18 protein-coding genes and 1 pseudogene are annotated in these 20,966 nt (G+C 47.5%); 18 read left to right on the top strand and 1 reads right to left on the bottom strand.

Annotation, left to right across the window (positions count from 1 at the left end; all coding sequences use genetic code 11):
• Positions 1-147 precede the first annotated feature (147 nt).
• The 5 genes from L6I86_RS19985 to L6I86_RS20005 all read left to right on the top strand — a co-directional run bounded on the left by L6I86_RS19985 (position 148) and on the right by L6I86_RS20005 (position 6,426).
• Positions 148-1,932 carry a glycoside hydrolase family 35 protein gene (locus tag L6I86_RS19985; RefSeq protein WP_236289933.1) on the top strand — a complete coding sequence of 595 codons (1,785 nt, stop codon included), beginning with the start codon at positions 148-150 and terminating at the stop codon, positions 1,930-1,932.
• Positions 1,933-2,135: 203 nt separating this feature from the next.
• Positions 2,136-3,563, top strand: coding sequence for a spore germination protein (locus tag L6I86_RS19990; protein WP_236289935.1), 1,428 nt, complete (start codon positions 2,136-2,138; stop codon positions 3,561-3,563).
• Positions 3,560-4,633 carry a GerAB/ArcD/ProY family transporter gene (locus L6I86_RS19995; protein ID WP_236289937.1) on the top strand — a complete coding sequence of 358 codons (1,074 nt, stop codon included), beginning with the start codon at positions 3,560-3,562 and terminating at the stop codon, positions 4,631-4,633. The genes L6I86_RS19990 and L6I86_RS19995 overlap by 4 nt, the downstream gene beginning before the upstream one ends.
• Entirely contained in the window at positions 4,630-5,748 is a 1,119-nt protein-coding gene (locus tag L6I86_RS20000) for a Ger(x)C family spore germination protein (protein WP_236289939.1), read from the top strand. The genes L6I86_RS19995 and L6I86_RS20000 overlap by 4 nt, the downstream gene beginning before the upstream one ends.
• Positions 5,749-5,871: 123 nt before the next feature.
• The gene (locus tag L6I86_RS20005; RefSeq protein ID WP_236289941.1) at positions 5,872-6,426 is read left to right on the top strand and encodes an NADPH-dependent FMN reductase; all 555 of its coding nucleotides are present in this window, start codon (positions 5,872-5,874) and stop codon (positions 6,424-6,426) included.
• Between the two features lie 75 nt (positions 6,427-6,501).
• Here L6I86_RS20005 and L6I86_RS20010 read toward each other — a convergent pair whose 3' ends face one another.
• Positions 6,502-7,386 carry a TetR/AcrR family transcriptional regulator gene (locus L6I86_RS20010; protein ID WP_236289943.1) on the bottom strand — a complete coding sequence of 295 codons (885 nt, stop codon included), beginning with the start codon at positions 7,384-7,386 and terminating at the stop codon, positions 6,502-6,504.
• 151 nt (positions 7,387-7,537) lie between these two features.
• Here L6I86_RS20010 and L6I86_RS20015 point away from each other — a divergent pair, with 151 nt between their 5' ends.
• The 13 genes and pseudogenes from L6I86_RS20015 to L6I86_RS20075 all read left to right on the top strand — a co-directional run bounded on the left by L6I86_RS20015 (position 7,538) and on the right by L6I86_RS20075 (position 20,897).
• Complete coding sequence (locus L6I86_RS20015) at positions 7,538-8,254, top strand: MBL fold metallo-hydrolase (protein ID WP_236289944.1); 717 nt, start codon at positions 7,538-7,540, stop codon at positions 8,252-8,254.
• Between the two features lie 150 nt (positions 8,255-8,404).
• A pseudogene (locus L6I86_RS20020) lies at positions 8,405-8,949 on the top strand (nucleoside/nucleotide kinase family protein).
• Positions 8,950-9,063: 114 nt separating this feature from the next.
• Positions 9,064-9,825 (top strand): TSUP family transporter, encoded by a 762-nt coding sequence (locus tag L6I86_RS20025; RefSeq protein ID WP_236289946.1) that lies wholly within the window; start codon positions 9,064-9,066, stop codon positions 9,823-9,825.
• An 86-nt stretch (positions 9,826-9,911) separates the two neighbouring features.
• Positions 9,912-10,055: a hypothetical protein gene (locus tag L6I86_RS20030; protein WP_171632188.1), complete on the top strand. Its 144-nt coding sequence runs from the start codon at positions 9,912-9,914 to the stop codon at positions 10,053-10,055.
• Positions 10,056-10,162: 107 nt separating this feature from the next.
• On the top strand, positions 10,163-12,109 hold the full coding sequence (abc-f, locus tag L6I86_RS20035; RefSeq protein ID WP_236289948.1) for a ribosomal protection-like ABC-F family protein: 1,947 nt from the start codon (positions 10,163-10,165) through the stop codon (positions 12,107-12,109).
• Positions 12,110-12,452: 343 nt separating this feature from the next.
• The gene (locus tag L6I86_RS20040; RefSeq protein ID WP_056617751.1) at positions 12,453-13,151 is read left to right on the top strand and encodes a pirin family protein; all 699 of its coding nucleotides are present in this window, start codon (positions 12,453-12,455) and stop codon (positions 13,149-13,151) included.
• Positions 13,152-13,184: 33 nt separating this feature from the next.
• Entirely contained in the window at positions 13,185-13,514 is a 330-nt protein-coding gene (locus L6I86_RS20045) for a hypothetical protein (RefSeq protein WP_056617754.1), read from the top strand.
• A gap of 14 nt (positions 13,515-13,528) precedes the next feature.
• Positions 13,529-14,617: a nitric oxide synthase oxygenase gene (locus tag L6I86_RS20050; RefSeq protein ID WP_236289950.1), complete on the top strand. Its 1,089-nt coding sequence runs from the start codon at positions 13,529-13,531 to the stop codon at positions 14,615-14,617.
• A gap of 254 nt (positions 14,618-14,871) precedes the next feature.
• Positions 14,872-16,710, top strand: coding sequence for a sensor histidine kinase (locus L6I86_RS20055; protein WP_236289952.1), 1,839 nt, complete (start codon positions 14,872-14,874; stop codon positions 16,708-16,710).
• Positions 16,711-16,763: 53 nt separating this feature from the next.
• Positions 16,764-17,573: a response regulator transcription factor gene (locus L6I86_RS20060; protein WP_236289954.1), complete on the top strand. Its 810-nt coding sequence runs from the start codon at positions 16,764-16,766 to the stop codon at positions 17,571-17,573.
• A gap of 93 nt (positions 17,574-17,666) precedes the next feature.
• Positions 17,667-19,025 carry an extracellular solute-binding protein gene (locus tag L6I86_RS20065; RefSeq protein ID WP_236289955.1) on the top strand — a complete coding sequence of 453 codons (1,359 nt, stop codon included), beginning with the start codon at positions 17,667-17,669 and terminating at the stop codon, positions 19,023-19,025.
• Between the two features lie 87 nt (positions 19,026-19,112).
• On the top strand, positions 19,113-19,994 hold the full coding sequence (locus L6I86_RS20070; protein WP_236289957.1) for a carbohydrate ABC transporter permease: 882 nt from the start codon (positions 19,113-19,115) through the stop codon (positions 19,992-19,994).
• Positions 19,995-20,015: 21 nt separating this feature from the next.
• Positions 20,016-20,897, top strand: a complete 882-nt coding sequence (locus L6I86_RS20075; RefSeq protein ID WP_056617769.1) for a carbohydrate ABC transporter permease — start codon at positions 20,016-20,018, stop codon at positions 20,895-20,897.
• Positions 20,898-20,966 lie beyond the last annotated feature (69 nt).

The raw sequence follows: 20,966 nt of genomic DNA on the forward strand, positions 1-20,966 counted from the left end.
TTTGTTGATTTGATTTTTCTATCATAGCATCCTTTGGCACATTTGGTATAGAAAATGCGCTATTTGGAGATTGAGCAGAACGGTAGGAATCAGCGATGATGAGAGAAGAAGAAAGAACATACATACGGATAATTCGGAGGGATCATCGTGACGATTTTAACAGCGGGAAGCAAGCAATTTCTATTAGATGGGGAGCCTATCCAACTCTTGTCAGGAGCTATTCATTATTTCCGTGTAGTGCCAGCCTATTGGGAAGACCGTTTATTAAAGCTGAAAGCTTGCGGTTTTAATACGGTTGAGACGTATTTACCTTGGAATTTGCATGAACCGAAGGAAGGCGAATTCAACTTCAGCGGCCTCGCGGACGTGGAGGCATTCGTACAGCTAGCAGGAAACCTCGGTCTACATGTGATCGTGCGGCCTAGTCCTTACATTTGTGCGGAGTGGGAGTTTGGTGGGCTGCCAGCTTGGCTGCTTCAATATCCTTCGATGAAATTACGGTGTATGGATACTATGTATTTGCAAAAAGTCGATCGCTATTACGATGAGTTGATTCCTCGTTTGAAGCCGCTGCTGAGCACGAATGGCGGGCCGATTCTAGCGATGCAAATCGAGAATGAATACGGCAGCTACGGAAATGATACCGCGTATTTAACCTATTTGAGAGACGGCTTAATTAGCCGTGGTGTGGACGTGCTGCTGTTTACCTCAGACGGTCCTGAAGATGGTATGCTGCAAGGTGGAACAGTACCGGGGACGCTGGCTACGGTTAATTTCGGCTCACAGCCGGAAGAAGCTTTCGAGAAATTCCGTCAGTATCGTGAGGATGAGCCGCTTTTCTGCATGGAGTACTGGAACGGGTGGTTTGACCACTGGTTGAAGCCGCATCACACGAGAGACGCTGGAGACGTCGCGGATGTATTCGATCGGATGCTGCGAGCGGGTGCCTCGGTCAATTTCTATATGTTCCACGGTGGAACGAACTTTGGATTCTACAACGGAGCCAACTGCCAAGAGGAATATGGAGCGACAATTACTAGCTACGATTACGATTCCCCCTTGTCCGAATGTGGTGATGTGACAGAGAAATATAGCGCAGTGCGTAAGGTAATTGCCAACCATTTGGGGAAATCGGTAGAAGAACTTCCTGCGCTGCCTGCGCCAATTCAGAAGAAAAGCTATGGGCAAATTGCTTTGACGGAAAAGGCGGATGTACTGGAATCTTTGGCTTATCTGACGAAGCCAGTCAAGCGTACCTATCCGGTTTCGATGGAGCACCTCGGACAAGATTATGGTTTCATCGTCTACGCAACGAGGATATCTGGGCCTCGAATCGGCGAAAGCTTGCACCTGCAAGAGGTACACGATCGTGCGCAAGTTTTCCTAGATGGCGTGTACCAAGGTACGGTAGAACGCTGGGATCCACGTCCACTCCAGATGGACATTCCTGCTGGGGGAGCGAAGCTGGAAATCGTTGTCGAGAACATGGGTCGCGTCAACTATGGTCCACATCTCCGTGATTACAAAGGGATCACAGAAGGCGTGAGAATGAATAATCAGTTCCTTTTTGACTGGACGATTCATCCACTCCCACTAGACAATATCGTGGCGGTTCCATTCGTTCAGACGACAGGAGAAATTTTATCAGGAGCCAACGTGGATAGTAAGTTCCTAAATCGTCCGACCCTCTATCGCGGCGAATTCCTTGTAGATGAAACAGGAGATACGTTCGTCAAGTTGGCAGGCTGGTCCAAAGGCGTCGTATGGATCAATGGCTTCAACCTCGGCCGCTTCTGGGAAAAAGGCCCCCAAAACACGTTGTATCTGCCAGCTCCCCTACTAAAAGAAGGGCGCAATGAGATTATCGTATTGGAACTGCACCACACGGAGAATGCTATCATTGAACTAACCGATACGCCTGATTTGGGCTAATGTACAAGCATTGATGAAGCACCCTTGGCCGCATAGCGGTACAGGGTGTTTTTTTGATTTTATTAACTGGGTACCCAAACGCCACGAACGTCGCGGGAGTGGGAGTGTCACCTACAAGTACGATATGGTGCGGGGCAATAGTCTGGATAATCCCTCGAAACTGGTAAATACTAACGGAAATGTGCTTGGACGGAGGGTGCGGTATGGAAATGCAAAAGGATTCTTTTCTGATCTCCGAAGAGATCGAAGTGAATATACAGAAGCTATTCCAGTATTTCCATTCTTCCGACGATGTGCGGTCCAGGGCGTTCACGCTGCATGGGCTGAGGGGGAGCTTGCTCTATCTGACGACAATTACAGATGCAGGTAAGCTGCAATCGGATATTTTGAGACCTCTGCTAGATGCTGGGGAAGGCCGGCTGGAAGACGTGCTGCCCATTCTAGACATCGAGAAAGTTACAGATCTAAGAGCTGCTGCAGAAGGGATGCTCCAAGGTAAATGCGCGATTCTTCTCCAGCAAAGAGCGGATATTATTCTGGTGGATGCAAGTGCACGCGTGGTGAACAGCGTAGGAGAACCGCAAAATGAACAAACGGTTCGCGGATCACATGTCGGATTCGTGGATGACGTTTACATCAATGGGCAGCTGGTCCACCAACGGTTGAAAAACGTGAACCTAGTTGAGCGGCATTTCACCTTAGGTTCCGAAAGCCCAACGGACGTCAAGCTGCTATACATGTGTGATATTGCCGACATGACGGTTGTTGACGAAATTATTGCCAACCTGCTTACGAATCAGGCTACCTTCATTAAATCATCAGGGCAAATTACCGATCGGTTGGAAAGCAGTCACTTATCGCCATTTCCACAATTGCTGTTTACCGAAAGACCCGACACGACCGTTTCGCACTTAATGGAAGGGCGAATCGTACTACTCGTAGACGGAAGCTCATTCGCGACGATTCTGCCTGTAACGTTCTTTATGTTTTTTCAAGCGGCAGATGATTTTAATGTCAGGTGGTGGAATGGGACCTTTTTCAGATTCCTCCGTTTAATCAGCGTTATGATCGGTATTGCGCTACCGTCGGTATATATATCCATTGTTTCGAATCATTTTGATGTCTTGCCGATTGATTTGGTGTTTTCATTGAAAGCCTCGTTGGAAAATATCCCATTCAATCCGCTCATGGAAGCCATGTTCATGATTACCGTGCTAGAGTTGCTCAGGGAAGCCGCGATTCGATTACCGAAATCAATCGCAGCTACGCTGTCTATCGTCGGAGGTCTCGTGATCGGAAGTGAAGTTGTGAATGCCAATTTAGTTTCAACGACGATGATTGTTGTCATCTCATTGACAGCAGTAGCTTCTTTCAGCGTGCCTTCACATGAAATGCGCCTTGCTATTCGGCTTATCTCTTTCCCCATCATGATTGCTTCTTCGCTGCTCGGTTTTGCGGGTATTGCCTTTAGCTTCTGTCTTCTGTTCATGCATCTAAGTAAACTCGAAACATTTGGTGTGCCTTATTTCTATCCGTTCACTCCATTCGAACCAAGGCGCATTCTGACTACGCTTGTTCAGTTGCCAAGACGGATCTTCCGCCGTAAAGCGTCTGATAGGAGGGCATCATGACTAGGGTTCAATTATTTGCCTTCATTTTGCAAACGCAGATCGGTATCGCTGTGCTTTCTTTCCCTTATGATTTGCATAAAGCTGCGGGTGTAGATGGATGGATTTCTGTTCTTGTGGCTGGAGCCTGCGTCCAACTCATTCTGGTAGCTTACGCATTGTTATGCCAGAGATTTCCCCGGCAAAATCTATATCAATTTGTTCCTCTCATTGTGGGCAAATGGTTCGGGAATGTGATCAACGTGGTGTATATCTTACATTTTACCTTTACGAGCTGTCTGATTTTATTGATGGAAATGACGTTCGTAGAGTTATGGATATTACCCCATACGAACCCCGGTCTCATCATCGTTGCGAATTTTATTGTTTGCTTATACATGGCTAAGGAAAATATTCGGATTATTGCCCGTTATAATGTGTTAATTACCCTATTAATTATTGTGATGCTGGCGATCATGATGACGAACTTTAGCACGATGGACTACCGCTATCTATTGCCTGTTGGGCAAGAAGGGCTCCATGCCATATTGTTGGGAGTAAAAAGCTCTTTGCTATCCTTTTTAGGTTTTGAAGTGGTTTTAGTGCTGAATTCCGATATTCAAGCAAAAGGAAAAAGCTTGATTCCTCCTATTCTGTGGGCAAATGGATTGGCTACCGCCTTTTTTCTGATCATGGTTCTCATCTGTTATTTAAATTTCAGTCCGGAATCGATTAACTACATTCCGCAGCCTGTACCGTACTATCTCAATGGGATTTCCCTACCGTTTCTAGAACGATTAGACCTGCTTTTTCTTTCTATCTGGCTGGTAAAAGTAACTTCAACACAGATCAGTTACCTCTACAGTGCAGGGAAGGGATTGGGGTACTTATTTCATCGCCATGAGCACAGTAAAGCGATTTACTATCTGGTCCCACTTGTCTGTTTAACGGGAATATTCTGGCGATCGGAGAATCAAGTCCAGTTCTTAGAGCAGATCACTCAATATGATAGCTTTATCATTCTCGGGATTCCGATCGTGCTCCTACTGATAGCCTGGCTGAGCGGGGAAAGGGGACAGATGCCACCGGTATGAGAAAATTAGTGATTAGCTGCCTTAGTCTCCTGTTACTATCAGGATGCAACTATCGAAATGAACTCAAAAACTTGCAACTCATCTATGCGGCATCGATTGATATGAATGATCAGCACGATATCGTTACTACCGTAACCATTCAATCGCCTGGTGGTAAGGAACGAACGGCACCCGTCCATGAGGTGTTAACAGCATCGGGACCTACACTGCAAGATGCGTTATTCAAAAAAATTGGGTTGCAAATCGCAGGCCCGATAGGTACCTCCAAAAATCAAGTCATGCTGCTCGGCGAGAAGGTGGCAAAAAAAGATTTAGCGCAAATTCTGGACTCGTCCTTTCGGACTTCAAATGTTCCTATGCTTGCTAAAGTGGCAATTGTTCGCGGGCAAGCTGGCGACTTGATTCGCCTCGATCGAATTGGGTCTGCAACGGCAGGTGAATATTTGCGGAAAATCCTTAGAAGTGCTAGCTATGAAACGATCATCCCTGCAATGACTCTGCATTCACTCTACCCCATGCTACATGATTCAGGGCGGGACCCCGCCATCCCGATTCTGAGGAAAGAGACTGATAAAGCTGTGGTTGACGGACTGGCTCTAATGCATGAACGCAAATACACAGGTTATTCTTTAACGCCAGAGCAATCCATGTTGTATCTATTAATGAACGGAGATAAAGGTGATATTTGTGTGATCACAAGAGATATTGAGGAGGAAGCTTCCGATGATAAAGACGAACCCTCCGATTATTTAGCACTTAACATCTCGAACTTAAAGCGAAAAAAAGAGGTCTGGATTGACGCGGAGGGGCAAGTTCAGATTCAGCTCAGCCTGAATATGAAGGGCAGAATTATTGAATATGCCAACGATGACTTAGCCGACAAGGAAAAGGTTGAACAATTGAATAAGCTGTTCTCTGAGGTCATAACAAAAGAAGCCAATGGGATATGTAAGCAACTTCAGCAGGCAAATTCTGACGCTTTGGGTATTGCGAGGGATATGATGGCTTTTTATCCGAACGAATGGAAAAAGATGGACTGGGAAACTGAATATCCGAAAGCGAACTTTCAAGTTTCGATGAAAGTAGAGATTGTTTCACATGGGATTATTAATTAAGAGTAGGTATCCTAAAGTATACCGGGTATCTTTAAAGTGCCTACTTCCAGTGAGCAAGTTTACTCGCTATAATAACTAAGTAACATTAAGTAAGCGATTTACTTTATATTAGGAGGTAGGGAAATGACAAACGAGAACAAAGAGCTTAAAATAGGTATTATTCTAGGTAGCACCCGTCAAGGACGTGTTAGCCCGCAAGTAGGCGAATACATTAAGCAAATTGCTGATGAACGCGGAGATGCTGCTTACGAAATCGTGGATATTGCAGAGTATAAACTGCCTTTCTTAGGTGAAGGTACAGGGGAAGAACCTGGTCTTGCAACGTGGAATGCCAAGCTTGACAGCTTGGACGGATTTGTATTTATCGTTCAAGAATACAACCACAGCATTACAGGAGCTTTGAAAAATGCACTAGACTCGGCACGTGAAGCTTGGAATAACAAAGCCGCTGGTATCGTGAGCTACGGTTCAACAGGTGGTGCTCGTGCAGCTGAACATCTGCGTGGCATTCTAGGTGAGCTATTGGTAGCAGACGTTCGCGTACATCCGACATTCTCCTTGTTTACAGATTTCGAAAACTTCTCCGTATTCAAGCCAGCTGATCTTCACAAAGATAACGTGAATGCGATGCTCGATCAAGTGAAAGCTTGGAGCGGCGCGTTGAAAACGTTGAGATAAATAGTGATATAGAAATACCCCACAGGGATGAGCTGTGGGGTTATTTTTATCTCTAGGATGACACAACATAAGAATCTAGGTCAGCAACAGCTTGAGCTGCCGTAAATACGAGCGAAGCTCTGGAACAGCTTCAAGATGAGCCTTCAATACCCGTAACAAGGTAAGGTTCGGCTTATCCATAAGAACTTCCTTATGAAGCAGACCGACAACTTCCTTCAATTCCATCCGAGAGATTTCTGACAAGGGAAGCTCTTGAATCCGCTCCTCCATTGCCGTGAGGAAATCTCGAACAGTCCCTTTCCTCGCCTCCTGATCCTTTCGCTCCAAGTGATTGGAACGGACGATCCCTTCGCCGACTATCGACTTGGGAGCAGTTCGGATAAGATCTTGAACGACAGCCTCCATCCGATCAACGATAAAGTCTGCAAGATCTGCAATGGGGAGTGAAATTACTTTGCGCAAAACACCATTCATATATTCATGTAGAATTCCTTGGAATATCAAAACGGCGTCCCAAACGTATGGCTCGAGTTGCTCGCCGAACGTCTCGATCAGCAATTCCTTTCGCCAGGTAAGCAGGGCGGTTTTCATCTTTTTATGCGCGTCCACGAACGGCTCATTCTCCATAATGGGAAGCTCATGGAAATCGATCATAAACGAATGATTCTCGAGTACGTAGTAAAGGTTAAACTCGATCTTACGGCTCAACTTCTCCTTAGGGGACGAGCCAGACGGCATCCCGGATCGGTCGAGTTCAGACGCCTGCTCCAAAAGCATTTGATGGCAGACTAAGAACGCTGCCGTAAATAAGTCCTCTTTGGACGAGTAAAATTTATAAATGCTTGCTTTCGCCACTTCGCCAACTTCGGCAATGTCCTGCATGGAAGCAGCGCTGTAGCCCTTCTCCCGAAACAAATCCATGGCTGTATGTAGGATTTTATCCTTTTTTGAAAATGCCATTTTCGTAGATCACCCAACCCTATATTGACACTAGAAGTGAATGAAGTCAACGATCTTCCATTGACATAAAAACTAAATGGTTCTATATTGAACTCATAAGTTTTTATATTCCTGCTGGAGGTAACTCATTCGTATTGCTGATGGATTAGAGATGTTAGAATTAGAGATGAAGTTAAGTGGGCGCTCCTTGATGATTCACCCGGTTATCATCAGCGACAACGATGCTTGGACATTGATTGATACGGGAATGCCAGGTTTATCAAGCGAGATTCTCGCGTATGCTGAACAAGCTGGAATCACGCGGAAGCCGCTAGGTGCCATTGTTTTGACACATCAGGATATCGATCATATCGGCAGTTTGCCAGAGTTTCAGAACCGGGTAGACACAGATTCATTTGAAGTATACGCATACGAAGACGACAGGGATACGATCGATGGGAAAGCGCCACTGCTCAAATTCCCTCCAGATCGATTACAGGCTGTGTTGGCAACCTTACCAGATGAGGTGCGCATTCCGTTCGAGCATACTTTCCTTCATCCATCCAAGCAGAATGTTACCCGATTATTGGCGGACGGGGAGATACTTCCAATTGGCGGTGGTTTGACTGTTATTCATACGCCAGGTCATACACCAGGCCATATCAGTCTCTACCACCAAGCAAGCAAGACGTTGATTGCCGGGGACGCTTTGGTAATCAATGAGGGTGAGTTGCAATGCTCCTCTCCTTACTCAACCATCAATATGGAGCAAGCAATCCGCTCTATGGAGAAGTTGCTGCCCTTCGACATAGAGTGTGTGGTCTGCTACCATGGAGGCGTCATGCGAGGGGACATTACCAAGATGATCGCGAAATTGTTGCAGGTTTAATGGTAAGGAATTATCACGAGCCAGCAAATTTATAAAATCGCTAAGCTGCTGAGAAGATCGGCGGCTTTTTGCTATGCAATTTAATAGGCCCCTACCGAGGGAATATGCTAAGCTAATATGGATAATTATTACTATTGGAGTGTGACGTTCGTGATGATGAAGCCACGAGTACTATCCGTTTCAGGCGTTTCTGGTGGAGGGAAGACAACGACAATCAAACAGTTAATTCATAGATTAGATCGTGCTCAGGCCCTCTATTTCGATGATTATGAGTTTGAAAATTGCCCGGATATTTGCGAATGGGTGGAGGCGGGGGCTGATTACAATGCCTGGGTGCTCTCCCCACTTATTACAGATATTCAGTTGCTGCTAAAAGATCAATCACTCAACTATATTGTCCTCGATTATCCTTTGCCTACTTGAATGATGCCATTCGTGACTTTATTAATTTGGCCTGTTATATTGACACCCCATTGGATATTGCCATGGCCAGACGCATTCTGCGAAACGCAGAAGAGCAAACGATGCATGACCTGCAAAGTAATTTGCAGAACTATTTGATCAGAGGAAGAGCCGCTTATTTGGAAATGGAAAAGACGGTGAAAGCCAGTTCGGATATCATCATTCAAGGTGATTTGGTTACTGATCTTATTGTTGACCGGATTATAGAGGAGCTACGGAAGTCTGCTGTTTAACCTTTGATTATTTTACCTTAGGTAAATTCTTGCTTGAATGGGAACATCATGCGAGAATAGGTGTTGGACAAACAAACCAAACTTATTCACACACAAGAGGAGTTCATTAATATCATGTTGCATTTGAGTTGGGAAATGATGATTTTCGTTATCGTCGGCGGTTTCTTGGCAGCCTATGTAGATTCGGTTGTTGGGGGAGGCGGGCTTATTTCGGTGCCAGTCTTACTTGCAACAGGAATGCCGCCAGCGCTGGCGTTAGGTACGAATAAATTAGCGGGGACGATGTCGTCGCTGACAAGCACGATTTCGTTTATGCGGACAGGGAATGTTGATCTTAAAGCTGTGCGCGGATTGTTCGTGCTATCCTTGGCTGGAGCGGTGTGCGGGGTATTCGTGCTGCGGCAAATCCCTTCCGATTTTCTAAAACCACTTGTCGTGGTGATGCTAATTCTAATTACGATTTATACGATATTCCGCAAAAATTGGGGAGACATCTCGACCTTCAGTCAGTACTCGGCGAGGACAGCTTTCCTAATGGGCTGCGCAGCGTTCGTCTTAGGTTTCTATGACGGGTTCTTTGGTCCAGGAACGGGGTCATTCCTTATTTTCGTATTTCTGATGGTCGGCTTCGATTTCGTCAAAGCAGCAGGCAATGCCAAAATACTCAATTTCGGCAGTAACATCGCAAGTTTAATCACGTTCATGGCGCTGGGCTCCATTAATTATCGGATCGGAATCCCGATGGGTTTGGCGATGGTGTGCGGCGCATTACTTGGCTCTCGTATGGCGATCCGTAAGGGATCGGCTTATGTGCGGCCACTTTTTATCACGGTATGTGTGCTGTTGGTGGGTAAGCAGATTTGGGGCTTGATGTAGGGGCAATCGATGCAAGCCCATTGCGAATTGACCGATGGTTATGATATGCTTTTAGCAGAGTGTAAATTGAAGGAGGTGAAGGTAGGATGAATCGGGAGTTCGTAAACAACCGTGTGAGCCAGTTACCCATTGCGATGGCTGGCATCGTTCATGCAGAAGTCAAAGACGCGAGAGGTCTGTCCACTTATGCGCATACGGTTTACCAACTCACGAAAAGACGCCTACCTTAACCCTCTACGGAATTGATCCGAAAGGTCGTAGGAATTTTCCTGCGGCCTTTTTGTGTTAGCTGCGTGCAGGTCAGGGTCTGTCTTCAAACCAAGGAGGATCCTTTATTATGATAATTATTAATGTTCAAAATATAAAAAAATACCACGGTGCTCAGCTGGTTCTCGAGGATGTTACATTTGAAATTCATCAAGGAGAACGTGTTGGACTTGTGGGTCGTAATGGCAGTGGGAAATCAACGCTGCTGCGTCTTATTGCCAAAATGGAGAAGCCTGACGAAGGGCAGCTGACGGTGCGAAAGGATACGGGGATCGGATATTTGGCCCAAATCCCAAGCGCTTGGGAAAGCTTCGCGGTGTACGATGTGCTGGCTGCCAGCTTCCAAGAGCTGCTTGCGTGCCGCGCGACGATGCGCCAGCTTGAGAGCGAAATGTCGAGTCCAACGGTCATGAGCGATGAGAAGCAGATGGATCAGCTGCTAACGCGATATGCTGTTCTGCAGGAGCGATTCGAACGCGAAGGCGGCTACGAGCTGGATGCACGCATTGATCAAGTGGCGAATGGACTGCGGATCGCGAAGGGGTTTTATGAGCGGAGCTTTGCCTCGCTATCGGGTGGAGAGAAGACGAAGATTACATTGGCTTCCCAGTTAATTGGCAAACCAGATCTGTTGCTGCTGGATGAGCCGACGAATCATCTGGATTTGGCTGGTGTGGAGTGGCTGGAGGAGTACCTCAAGCATTATGACGGCGCTTGTATCATCGTCTCCCATGATCGTTACTTTCTGGATCTCGTTGTCACGAAAATCGTGGAATTGGAAGACGGTGAGTCGACTACGTATCACAGTTCTTATTCGGGCTATGTGAAGGAGAAGGAAGTACGTCTGCTTCAGCAGTTCGCGGAGTACCAAGAGCAGCAGAAAGTGATCCGTAAGATGAAAGAAACGATCAAGCAGCTGATTGAGTGGGGGCGGATCGGCGGGAATGAGAAGTTTTTCCGCAGGGCTTTCTCCATGCAGAAAGCGCTGGATCGCATGGAAAAGCTCAAGCGTCCAGTGCTCGATCCGAAGGCAGCTGATTTCGATTTGAAGCCGGAGGATCGCTCCGGCCGCAAGGTGCTGCGCTTCGAGAATGTCACGAAGCGATATGGCGAGAAGATGCTGCTAGGGCAGGCGAGCGGCTCCCTCGAATACGGCGAGAAGGTGATGCTGGTCGGGCATAACGGCTCAGGGAAAACGACGCTGCTGAAGATGCTGCTCGGTGAAGTGCAGCCGGATGGCGGGGACCTCGAGCTCGGGGCTCGCGTCGACATCGGTTATCTAGCGCAGCAAGCGTATCCAGCGGATGACAAGAAATCCGTGCTGGCGTATTTCTGCGAGGAAGCGAAGCTGGAAGAAGGGGAAGCGCGAGGGCGGCTGGCTGCGTATTTATTTTATGGCGCGGATGTGTTCAAAGCGGTAAGTTCCTTGTCTGGCGGCGAATGGACGCGATTACGCTTAGCCCTACTTGTACTTCGCAAGCCGAACCTGCTGATCCTGGATGAGCCAACGAATCATATGGACATCGCTTCGCGCGAAGCGCTCGAAGATGCGCTGGAGGAATTCCCCGGCACGGTGCTGGCGGTGACGCATGATCGATATTTTATGAACCGGCTGGCGCGTAAAATATGGGAGTTGGATCAGGGGAAGATCACCGTGTATTTAGGTGATTTTGATGCTTATAAAGAAAAGAGCGGCGAGCTTCGCGCGCGGGAAGCACTATTAACCGAGGAACGAAGCAGGCTCACCACCGTGGATAAAGCGAAAGTGAAAGAGAAAGTGAAACAGCCTGAGGCTTCCGCTGTTAAGCGGGGGAAACCAGCGGCGGCGTCTGGAAAGGCCGCTCTGGAGAAAAGGATCGCGAGCGTAGAAGCGGAGTTGGCAACGTTGGATGAGCGACTGCAGCAGGAAACCGAGACCCTGACACCGGCGGAGCTCACGGAGCTTTGGGAAAAGCGGGAACTTGTGCAGGGGCAGCTAGATGTGCTGTTTGAGCAGTGGATGTTGGAGGAAGACTAGTCGCAGACCGCAACATTAGCTGATCATCGTGGCTAACGGACATGAGTGACCTTAAATCGTGAAAATGAGGGATTTTGAAAAACTAACGGACATAGAAGCTGCTATTCAACGGAACTTGGCCTCAAATGAGGTGGGATGCTGGGATAACAGTTATAGTGTCCGTTAGTTCTTAGATAGAGCTCATTTGTTTGAAATAACGCCCAGTGTGTCCGTTAGCACACCTGACGTATACAACCCACATGGTCTTCGTCACAAAACTGGCTTCGTTCCGTCATTGTTCCGACATGGAGTCCATACCCTGAGTGTGATAAGCTAGAGGTACTTATAGAAGGAGGCGATTGCTGTGATCCAAGTTTTCCCGGCCGACACGCGTAATTCAACTGATTTGGGGTGGCTCAAGAGCCACAAAAGCTTCTCATTTGGCGACTATTTTGATGAAGAGAACGTCAGCTTTGGTGTCATGCGTGTGTGTAATGACGATGATATCGCAGCAGGACGGGGCTTTGGCCCGCATCCCCATAGTGACATGGAGATCGTCAGTATCGTGCTCAGCGGAGCGATTAAGCATGAAGACAGCCTTGGCCATGTAGCCATTACGGCTTCTAATGGTGTACAGCGAATGTCCGCAGGAAGCGGCGTGATTCATGCCGAGTATAATGCATCGGAAACGGAACCGATGAGTCTATTTCAGCTATGGTTTATGCCTGCGAAGCGAGGAATTGAGCCTTCTTTTGAAAATGTGACATATGAGCCAGAGGCGATGGTTAATCATCTGTTGCCGGTCGTAACGCCTGAAGGCGGCCCTCACATCGCAAAAATCCATCAAGACATGAGTATCTACTTGAGCAAACTGGATGCAGGGAAAGAGTTAGTGTTCGAGCAGGGCGAAGGTCGTCGTATTTTCCTTATGCTCGTGAGCGGGAAATGCTCGGCCAATGATGCGGTACTTGAAACAAAGGACAGTGCGCGTATCCAGGCGGAGTCAACGTTAACAATTCGTGCGCTCGAAGATACACATTTCATGCTTATTGATCTGCCATAAGGCGATATTGGAGAGATAGAGGAGGTTGCAGCGATGAAGGAAACGTTTCTAGTGAAGCATGCGGTTGGCGGTCGTGCTTTTATCGATACAAGTAAGCAGTCGGTGCCCTACACATGGGAGCAGCAAGGCGAACAGTGGTTGTTCCGTGTTCAGATTGATCAACCGGAGCGGATTGCGGAGCTTTTGAAATGGAAAGAGGAGCTCAATGTATTTGTTTTCCAAGAGTTTGAGAATGAGCCTACACGGAAATTATGGTTCTATGTCGGTGATGATGCGGTTCAGTTTGCAGACGAGAAGGGCGAGCTAACGATCGTCGCAACCTCCCACATCAGCTATATTCCCGACCAATTTAGCGTGAAATGATTGGAGCTATACCGATGAAAGTTCAGGACCAGCAACTAGAGAAAGCGATCCCTTTTATACAAGAATGCTATACCGAATTGGGCAAAAGTGAGGCGCAAATGAACACGCGTATTGCCGAGATTACGCAAGCGATTCAGTATACCGGGACGTATGAGCATACGATTGAAGAGTTGACGCATGGCGCGAAAATGGCTTGGCGCAACAGCAACCGCTGCATTGGGCGTTTGTTCTGGGAGTCGCTTCGTGTATACGACGCTCGTCATATAGAGACGGAAGAAGCCGCGGCGGAGGCGCTGTTCAGGCATATCGAGGAAGCGACGAATGGCGGCAAAATCCGCCCCGTCATCACGATATTTCCTCCTTCGCGTGAAGGGAAGCCTGTTGTTCAGATCAAGAATGAGCAGCTGATTCGCTATGCGGGCTATGAGACAGAGCATGGCATCGTCGGCGACCCTGTTTCAGTGGCTTTTACGAAGCAATGTCAGGCACTCGGTTGGCAGAGTGAGGGGACGAATTTTGATGTGCTGCCGCTCATGCTTCAGGTAGGAGAGAGGGAGCCGCGGTTGTTTGAGATCCCGAAAGCGTTGATTCTGGAGGTGGCGATTAGCCATCCAGAACTGCCAACCTTCGCGGAGCTGAACCTGCAATGGTACGCGGTGCCGATGGTGGCGGGCATGTACCTCGAAATGGGCGGCGTGATCTATCCCGCGGCTCCTTTTAACGGGTGGTACATGGGAACCGAGATCGGCGCGCGGAACTTCGCCGATGAGGCTAGGTACGATATGCTGCCGCGGGTAGCGTCGATCATGGGACTCGACACACGGCGCGAATCAACGCTATGGCGGGACAAAGCGCTCGTCGAGCTGAATGTAGCGGTGCTGCATTCGTTCGCGCAGCAGGGGGTTGCCATCGTCGATCACCACACCGCAGCGAAGCAGTTCAAACGCTTCGAAGACAACGAAGATAAAAGCGGGCGCGACGTCACGGGTGATTGGACATGGCTGATTCCGCCGATGTCTCCAGCCACAACGCATATTTTTCATCAGCATTACTCGAATGAAGTGAAGCTGCCTAATTTCTTTTACCACAGTAAGATGCGCTAGTTACGGTTGTACTTGGAGTCGATAAGTCTACTCACCTATTCACATTTGATGTGAAGGTGGGTGGGCTTTTTTGTTGCAAGTCGAAAAAATCGACTTACGAGCCGCGAAAGCCGCCGCACCTCCTACCGCAACCTCTATTGCATCTCCAAAATGTACCACGCCATTCACCAATAGTTTAATAGCCAAACTAACTCGTATGTAGTATGATTTGGCATATTGAAAGCACTTACTATACGTGAAAAGGGGAACTCCGCTTGTGGCAGAAGCTGGCTAACTGGAATACATTGCGCAATCAGATGTTAGCGGGATTCATTGCTGTGATGATCATCGTTCTGGTCTGTGCAGGCGCGATTACGTACAATTCGGTGTCCACCCTCCTCAATACGAAGGCGGAGACGCAGATGAAACAAATCGCTAGTCAAGCGAACGGCAGACTGGAAGCAATCATTACACAAATCGATACGCTGACCTTACAGGCTGTAAATGATGTGTATTTGCAGCAATTGTTTTTATCATCGGTTCAAGGGAAGGCGCCAAACTTCAGCGAGCGACAGTCGCTTTTGAAAATCGCCAATCACATTCAAGCCTACAGTGGTGTGAGCAATGTGGAGTTGTATACGACGGACTTTGCGCGTATGTTTCCGCTGGATGAGCAGAAGTTAACGGACCTGGTCGAGCCGAACTGGATAGAGCAGGCGGATAAAGAGAAGGGCAGGCTGGTGTGGATCGGGAACGATCCGAAGAATCCAGACACGGTTCTAGCCATTCGCCGGATCAATTTAATTGACCGATGGTTCTCGAATGGCGGGTATTTGATGGTGCGGATTAATCGCAGCTATTTCGACTTCCAAAGCCAGCTCCCCGATACGGGGCAGCGCGAATTGATGCTGTTAGCCGATAGCTCGGCAAGGCCCATTGTCTCTGAAGGCGGAGCGCTTGCTAACATCAGCGGGCTGATGCATACCGATTCGCAACAAGTTACGTTAGAGCAGAAACGGTATATTTTGGTGAAGCAGCTCTCCGAGCAGACGGGCTGGACGTTGATGATTTTGTATCCAGTTAGTGATGTGACGGATGGGATTTCCGTGCTGCGTTGGGCGATTATTGTATCTGGAGCCATCGGGTTGGTGCTGTTTATTATCCTGTCGTTTCTTCTATCATCGATGATTACGAGGCCGATTCTCAGGTTAATGCGAGCCATGAGGAATACAAGGCAAGGCGTGCTGACGCCGAATTTGACGCAGTCTTACACCACGGAGCTGAATGACTTGAACATGACCTATAATCAAATGGTAGATAATATGAATCGACTCATTAAACTCGTGTACGAGAAAGAAATGATCCAAAGCCGAACAGAGCTGCAAGCCCTACAAGCGCAGATTGATCCGCATTTTTTATATAACACATTAGAAGCACTATACTGGTCCCTGCAGGAAAAAGAGGAAGAAGAGCTAGCTGATCTTGTTGTAGCTATGTCCGATTTATTTCGCTATGTTATCGGCAATCCGAATAAGGATGTGTGGGTCAACCTATCAGAGGAATTGGAGCACATCAAGCGTTATTTAAGCATTATGAGTGTGAGGTTCGGCTCGCGACTCATTTGGGAAATTGACAGCGATGAGAGGTACAGTCACGTGCATATTCCTAAGCTGCTGATTCAGCCTTTGGTGGAGAACGCTATCTTGCATGGCTTGGAAGGCAAAATTGGAGTGGGTCTGATCACGATTCGCGTGGAACCGTCTCCCCTTGAGCCGTCGTCGGAGCTGCGCGTCACGGTACGAGACGACGGTCCAGGGATGGATGAACAGACACTGCAAGCAGTGCTGGAGTCGATGGAACGCGGAAGTGCAGCCACGGCCGCGGATTCGAGTTCTTCCTCATCGAGCTCCCCATCGAGCTCGAGTCTGGGCTCATCTACTGGCGCTGCTCCCAACACCAATGCTCCATCCGCCAAAGGGAAAGGCATGGCCATCTCCAATGTGCAGCGGCGTCTTCAGCTCTACTACCCGTCACTCCCGGAAACATATCGTGGCTTAACGATCACGAGTAGTCCAGGGGAGGGTACCAGTGTGAGCTTCGATATTCCAATTTAAGCGAATGCTTTCGAGGTTAGTTTTTCTGGCGAAAAACTTTAAGGAGGAACACGATGAATCAATCGGGGAAAACTATACTCATCGTTGACGATGAGCCATTAACGAGAGAAGGCATACGCAAAACATTAGAAGCGTGGTCCATCGGGCGTTATGCGATACTCAGCTGCAGCAATGGGACGGAAGCTCTCGAACTTTTACAATCGCGTCCCGTGCATCTCTTGATTACAGACATCCGTATGCCTGAAATCAACGGTTTGCAAGTTGTGGAAGGTACGCGTGGCTTCGCCCACAAGCCAGTAGTCATCATTATCTCGGGACATCCGGATTTTCAATATGCACAAACAGCGATTGAATTAGGTGTTGTTAACTATCTGCTCAAGCCGATTCAGAAAAGCAAGCTGATCGACGCCGTCGAGCAGGCGCTGCGCATTGAAGAAGAACGTGGGCGCGTTGAAACGATGGAGAAAATGGTGGATTCTCGCCTGATGCAGGCGAAAACTTCAGCCAAGAATTACAGTCCACCAGTTCAGCAAGCAGTCGATTATGTGGAGGCACACTTACAAGATCCGCTCGGTATGAGTGAGGTAGCAAGCCAGATCCATCTGAATCCGAGCTATTTCAGCGCTCTTTTCAAAGAGCAAACCGGGTTCACCTTCAGTGAATATGTTACGAGAAACCGGATCCAGAAGGCGAAAGAGCTGCTCCTGCAAACCAGATTAACGATTGCCGATATCTCGGAGCAAGTCGGCTATCAGACGTCGAAATATTTCATTAAGCTGTTCAAAGAATACGAAGGGACGAGCCCGAATCAGTATCGGAAACAGATTATGGATGCCGATGATCGGATAGATACCTCGAAATAGTGGAATATTACCCGATAGCTGTTACTCCCTGTGGCCGCAATGAAAGCGCTACAATAAAACACGTAGCACACAAATGATTAGGGGGAAACAAACATGGTAAGAAAAACGCTTACATGGTCGCTAACTACAATGCTCGGCCTATCAATGGCACTGACGGGCTGCTCTAGTTCCACAGATAATGCGAGTCCAACGACAGCTCCTAAAGAATCAGCGAAAGCAACCGAAGCAGCAACTGCACAACCCGCGAAAAAAGTAACGATTAAAATGATGCACCTATGGCCGACAGGAAATTCCGCTACGCAAAACAAAATTGTAAACGATATCATCAAAGAGTATCAAGCAGCGAATCCGAATGTGACGATTGAGCAGGAAGTGCTCGAGAATGAACAATACAAGAACAAAATGAAAGTGCTTTCGACTTCAAATGCCCTTCCTGATGTGGGCTTCACGTGGGCAGCAGGCTACATGGATCCTTATGTAAAAGGCGACATGTTCGCTCCGCTGGATGACTTGCTCCAAGGGGATTTGAAAGATAAATTCGTGAAAGGCACAACAGATGCTTACGCATTCGGCGGTAAAACCTACGGTCTTCCGGTTGAATTGAACATCGTGCCGGTTTATTACAATAAGGCGCTATTTGCCAAGTATAACCTTGCACCACCTAAGACGTATGATGAGTTCAAAAACATTGTCAAAACGCTTAGCTCAAACGGTGTAGCCCCAATCGCACTCGGCAACAAAGACCGTTGGACAGGTTCACTCTGGTACATGTACCTTGCTGACCGTATCGGCGGCCCCGAAACATTGAAAAAAGCGATTGATCGCACAGGCTCCTTCAACGATCCTGGCTTGGTTCGCGCAGCTTCGGAAATTTCCCAGCTTGTCGACATGAATGCGTTCAACAAAGGCTTTAACGGGCTTGGTAACGACGAAGGTAAAGCGGAGTTCATGAACAGCAAAGCTGCTATGTATATGATGGGAACATGGGAATTACCGAACTACACAACGAACAAAGATGTGCCGCAAGCGTTTAAGGATCAAATCGGATTCTTCAAATTCCCAACGGTAGATGGCGGTAAAGGCAACATGGATAGCTGGGTTGGTGGACCAGGCGTTGGTTTGTTCGTAGCGAACAACTCCAAAGTAAAAGAAGAGTCCAAGAAATTCGTCAGCTTCTTCGTATCGAAGTGGGGCGAGCACGCGATTTCTGAAGCAGGCGTTATCCCAGCAACGAAAGTAGACACATCCAAAGTGAAGCTGCCGCAAATGTACATTGACCTATTGAACGAATTGAATAAAGCGAGCAACATTACGCTGTTCGCAGATGTTCAAATGAAGCCTGCTTCCGCAGAAGTTCACTTGAATATGATTCAAGCTTTGTTTGGTAAAGCGGTGACTCCGGAAGCTTTTGCGAAGAATCATGAGGATGCCTTGGCGAAAGAAGCGAAGTAGCCTAACGAATACGAACGATTTGGGAAAGGACATATCCCTCCAAGTGGTATGTCCTTTGTCATAATCGCTGAAAGGGAAGTGCCTGCTATGGATAAAGTCATGTCTAACAAATCCATGATTGCGATCTACGTGATTCCCGCGTTATTTCTGCTGCTAGCCTTGATCTATATGCCGATCATAATGACGGGCTACTATGGGCTTATGAAATGGGATGGCGTGGGCAAAATGAGTTTCATCGGTTTGCATAATTATGCCGAACTGCTTAAGGATAAATTATTCTGGGGAAGCGCGAAACACTCGTTTTTGCTAGCGATTTTCTCAACAATCTCTCTGCTTGGTTACTTGTTAGTCGCTTTAGTACTCTCCGCAAACATTCGAGGGGCTAACTTTTTTCGCAAAATCTATTTAATTCCTATGCTGCTTTCTTCTGTTGCTATCGCTCAACTATGGTTGAAAATATTCCACCCAACGAACGGGGTATTGAATGCTATCCTGACGTCTCTGGGGGTCACGCATACACCGGAATGGTTGTCCAATCCATCCATTGTTTTATACGCCATCTTTATGCCAATCTTGTGGCAGTACGCCGGATTCTATATTTTAATTTACTATGCTGCTTTAAAAAATGTACCGACCTCACTGATCGAAGCCGCACGTATCGATGGTGCAAGCCCATGGCGCATCGCCTTATCTATTCGTGTACCGTTAATCGCAGAAGTGATGAAAGTAACGGTCGTTCTGGCTGTCGTTGGATCACTGAAATATTTCGACCTGATCTATGTCATGACAGGCGGCGGACCTAACGGATCCAGCGAAGTAATGGCCTCCTACATGTACCGTAAAGCGTTCAAAGGCTATGATTTTGGCTATGCCAGCGCAATTGGCTTCTTCTTACTCTTGATATGCCTCGTGGCTACGTGGTTAATCCGTAAAGCGACGGCGTCCAAAGATGATATCCAATACTCGTAACGAAAGGAGATTCCGATTCCGATGCAACTCGAAACCACCCGTCGTCAGGCACAGGCGCTAACCGTACGAAGCAAGCTACCTGGACAAATCGGATATGGCGTACTCTATATCGTGTTATCGATTGTCGCCGTGATTCAGATTTTCCCGCTCTTGTGGCTCATGCTATTCTCCTTGAAAAATAATGAGGAAATCTTCAATCTAGCCCCGATGGCTTTCCCAGAGAGACTGCGTTGGGAGAATTACGAAAAGGTATGGACGCAGGGCCATATCAATAGTTACTTTTTTAACAGCGTCTGGATGACGTTAGTGTCGGTTGGGGTCACGGTCTTATTAGCTAGCTTAGTGACATTCGCTTTGACCCGGATGAAATGGAAACTGCAATCCTTTGTGCTGGGTCTGTTTATGGTTGGGATGATGATTCCCGTGCACTCGACGCTCATTCCGTTATTCAGTATGTTTATGAAAATGAACCTAACCAACCATCCGTTGTCGATCATTTTGTCCTACATTGCTTTTAACTTACCGATTACAATCATGATTATGCTCGGCTTTTATTACACGCTGCCGCGTGAAGTAGAAGAAGCCGCCGTTATGGACGGTTGCTCCGTGAATCGTATCTTCTTCAGCATCACGCTGCCGATGACAGCATCTGTGTTATCTACCGCTGTGATCATCAACATGATCTATAATTGGAATGAGTTTATTTTCGTGAATACATTCATCTCCTCGGAAAAGTACAAGACCTTAACCGTGGGCGTTCAGAATTTCGTCGGTCAATATACAACCGATTGGGGCGCGATTGGCGCGACGCTGATGATCAGTATTTTGCCTATCATGATCGCGTTCATCTTATTAAGTAATCGAATCGTAGAAGGAATAGCTGCTGGTTCGGTAAAAGGATAATGATCGTAGAGGAGTCCCCGTAAATCGGGGATTTTTTTGCGAAAGCCACGCTGCATGTATCGCTTCGAA

This window comes from Paenibacillus allorhizoplanae, from assembly GCF_927798215.1.
Taxonomy (GTDB): Bacteria; Bacillota; Bacilli; order Paenibacillales; family NBRC-103111; genus Paenibacillus_E; species Paenibacillus_E allorhizoplanae.

Coding starts and splice junctions, on each gene's coding strand:
- L6I86_RS20025 (WP_236289946.1), top strand. CDS start 9,064: ATGTTGCATTTGAGTTGGGAAATGATGATTTTCGTTATCGTCGGCGGT.
- L6I86_RS20010 (WP_236289943.1), bottom strand. CDS start 7,386: ATGGCATTTTCAAAAAAGGATAAAATCCTACATACAGCCATGGATTTG.
- L6I86_RS20005 (WP_236289941.1), top strand. CDS start 5,872: ATGACAAACGAGAACAAAGAGCTTAAAATAGGTATTATTCTAGGTAGC.
- L6I86_RS20015 (WP_236289944.1), top strand. CDS start 7,538: ATGTTAGAATTAGAGATGAAGTTAAGTGGGCGCTCCTTGATGATTCAC.
- L6I86_RS20060 (WP_236289954.1), top strand. CDS start 16,764: ATGAATCAATCGGGGAAAACTATACTCATCGTTGACGATGAGCCATTA.
- L6I86_RS20000 (WP_236289939.1), top strand. CDS start 4,630: ATGAGAAAATTAGTGATTAGCTGCCTTAGTCTCCTGTTACTATCAGGA.
- L6I86_RS20045 (WP_056617754.1), top strand. CDS start 13,185: ATGAAGGAAACGTTTCTAGTGAAGCATGCGGTTGGCGGTCGTGCTTTT.
- L6I86_RS20075 (WP_056617769.1), top strand. CDS start 20,016: ATGCAACTCGAAACCACCCGTCGTCAGGCACAGGCGCTAACCGTACGA.
- L6I86_RS20030 (WP_171632188.1), top strand. CDS start 9,912: ATGAATCGGGAGTTCGTAAACAACCGTGTGAGCCAGTTACCCATTGCG.
- L6I86_RS19990 (WP_236289935.1), top strand. CDS start 2,136: ATGGAAATGCAAAAGGATTCTTTTCTGATCTCCGAAGAGATCGAAGTG.
- L6I86_RS19995 (WP_236289937.1), top strand. CDS start 3,560: ATGACTAGGGTTCAATTATTTGCCTTCATTTTGCAAACGCAGATCGGT.
- L6I86_RS20050 (WP_236289950.1), top strand. CDS start 13,529: ATGAAAGTTCAGGACCAGCAACTAGAGAAAGCGATCCCTTTTATACAA.
- L6I86_RS20065 (WP_236289955.1), top strand. CDS start 17,667: ATGGTAAGAAAAACGCTTACATGGTCGCTAACTACAATGCTCGGCCTA.
- abc-f (WP_236289948.1), top strand. CDS start 10,163: ATGATAATTATTAATGTTCAAAATATAAAAAAATACCACGGTGCTCAG.
- L6I86_RS20070 (WP_236289957.1), top strand. CDS start 19,113: ATGGATAAAGTCATGTCTAACAAATCCATGATTGCGATCTACGTGATT.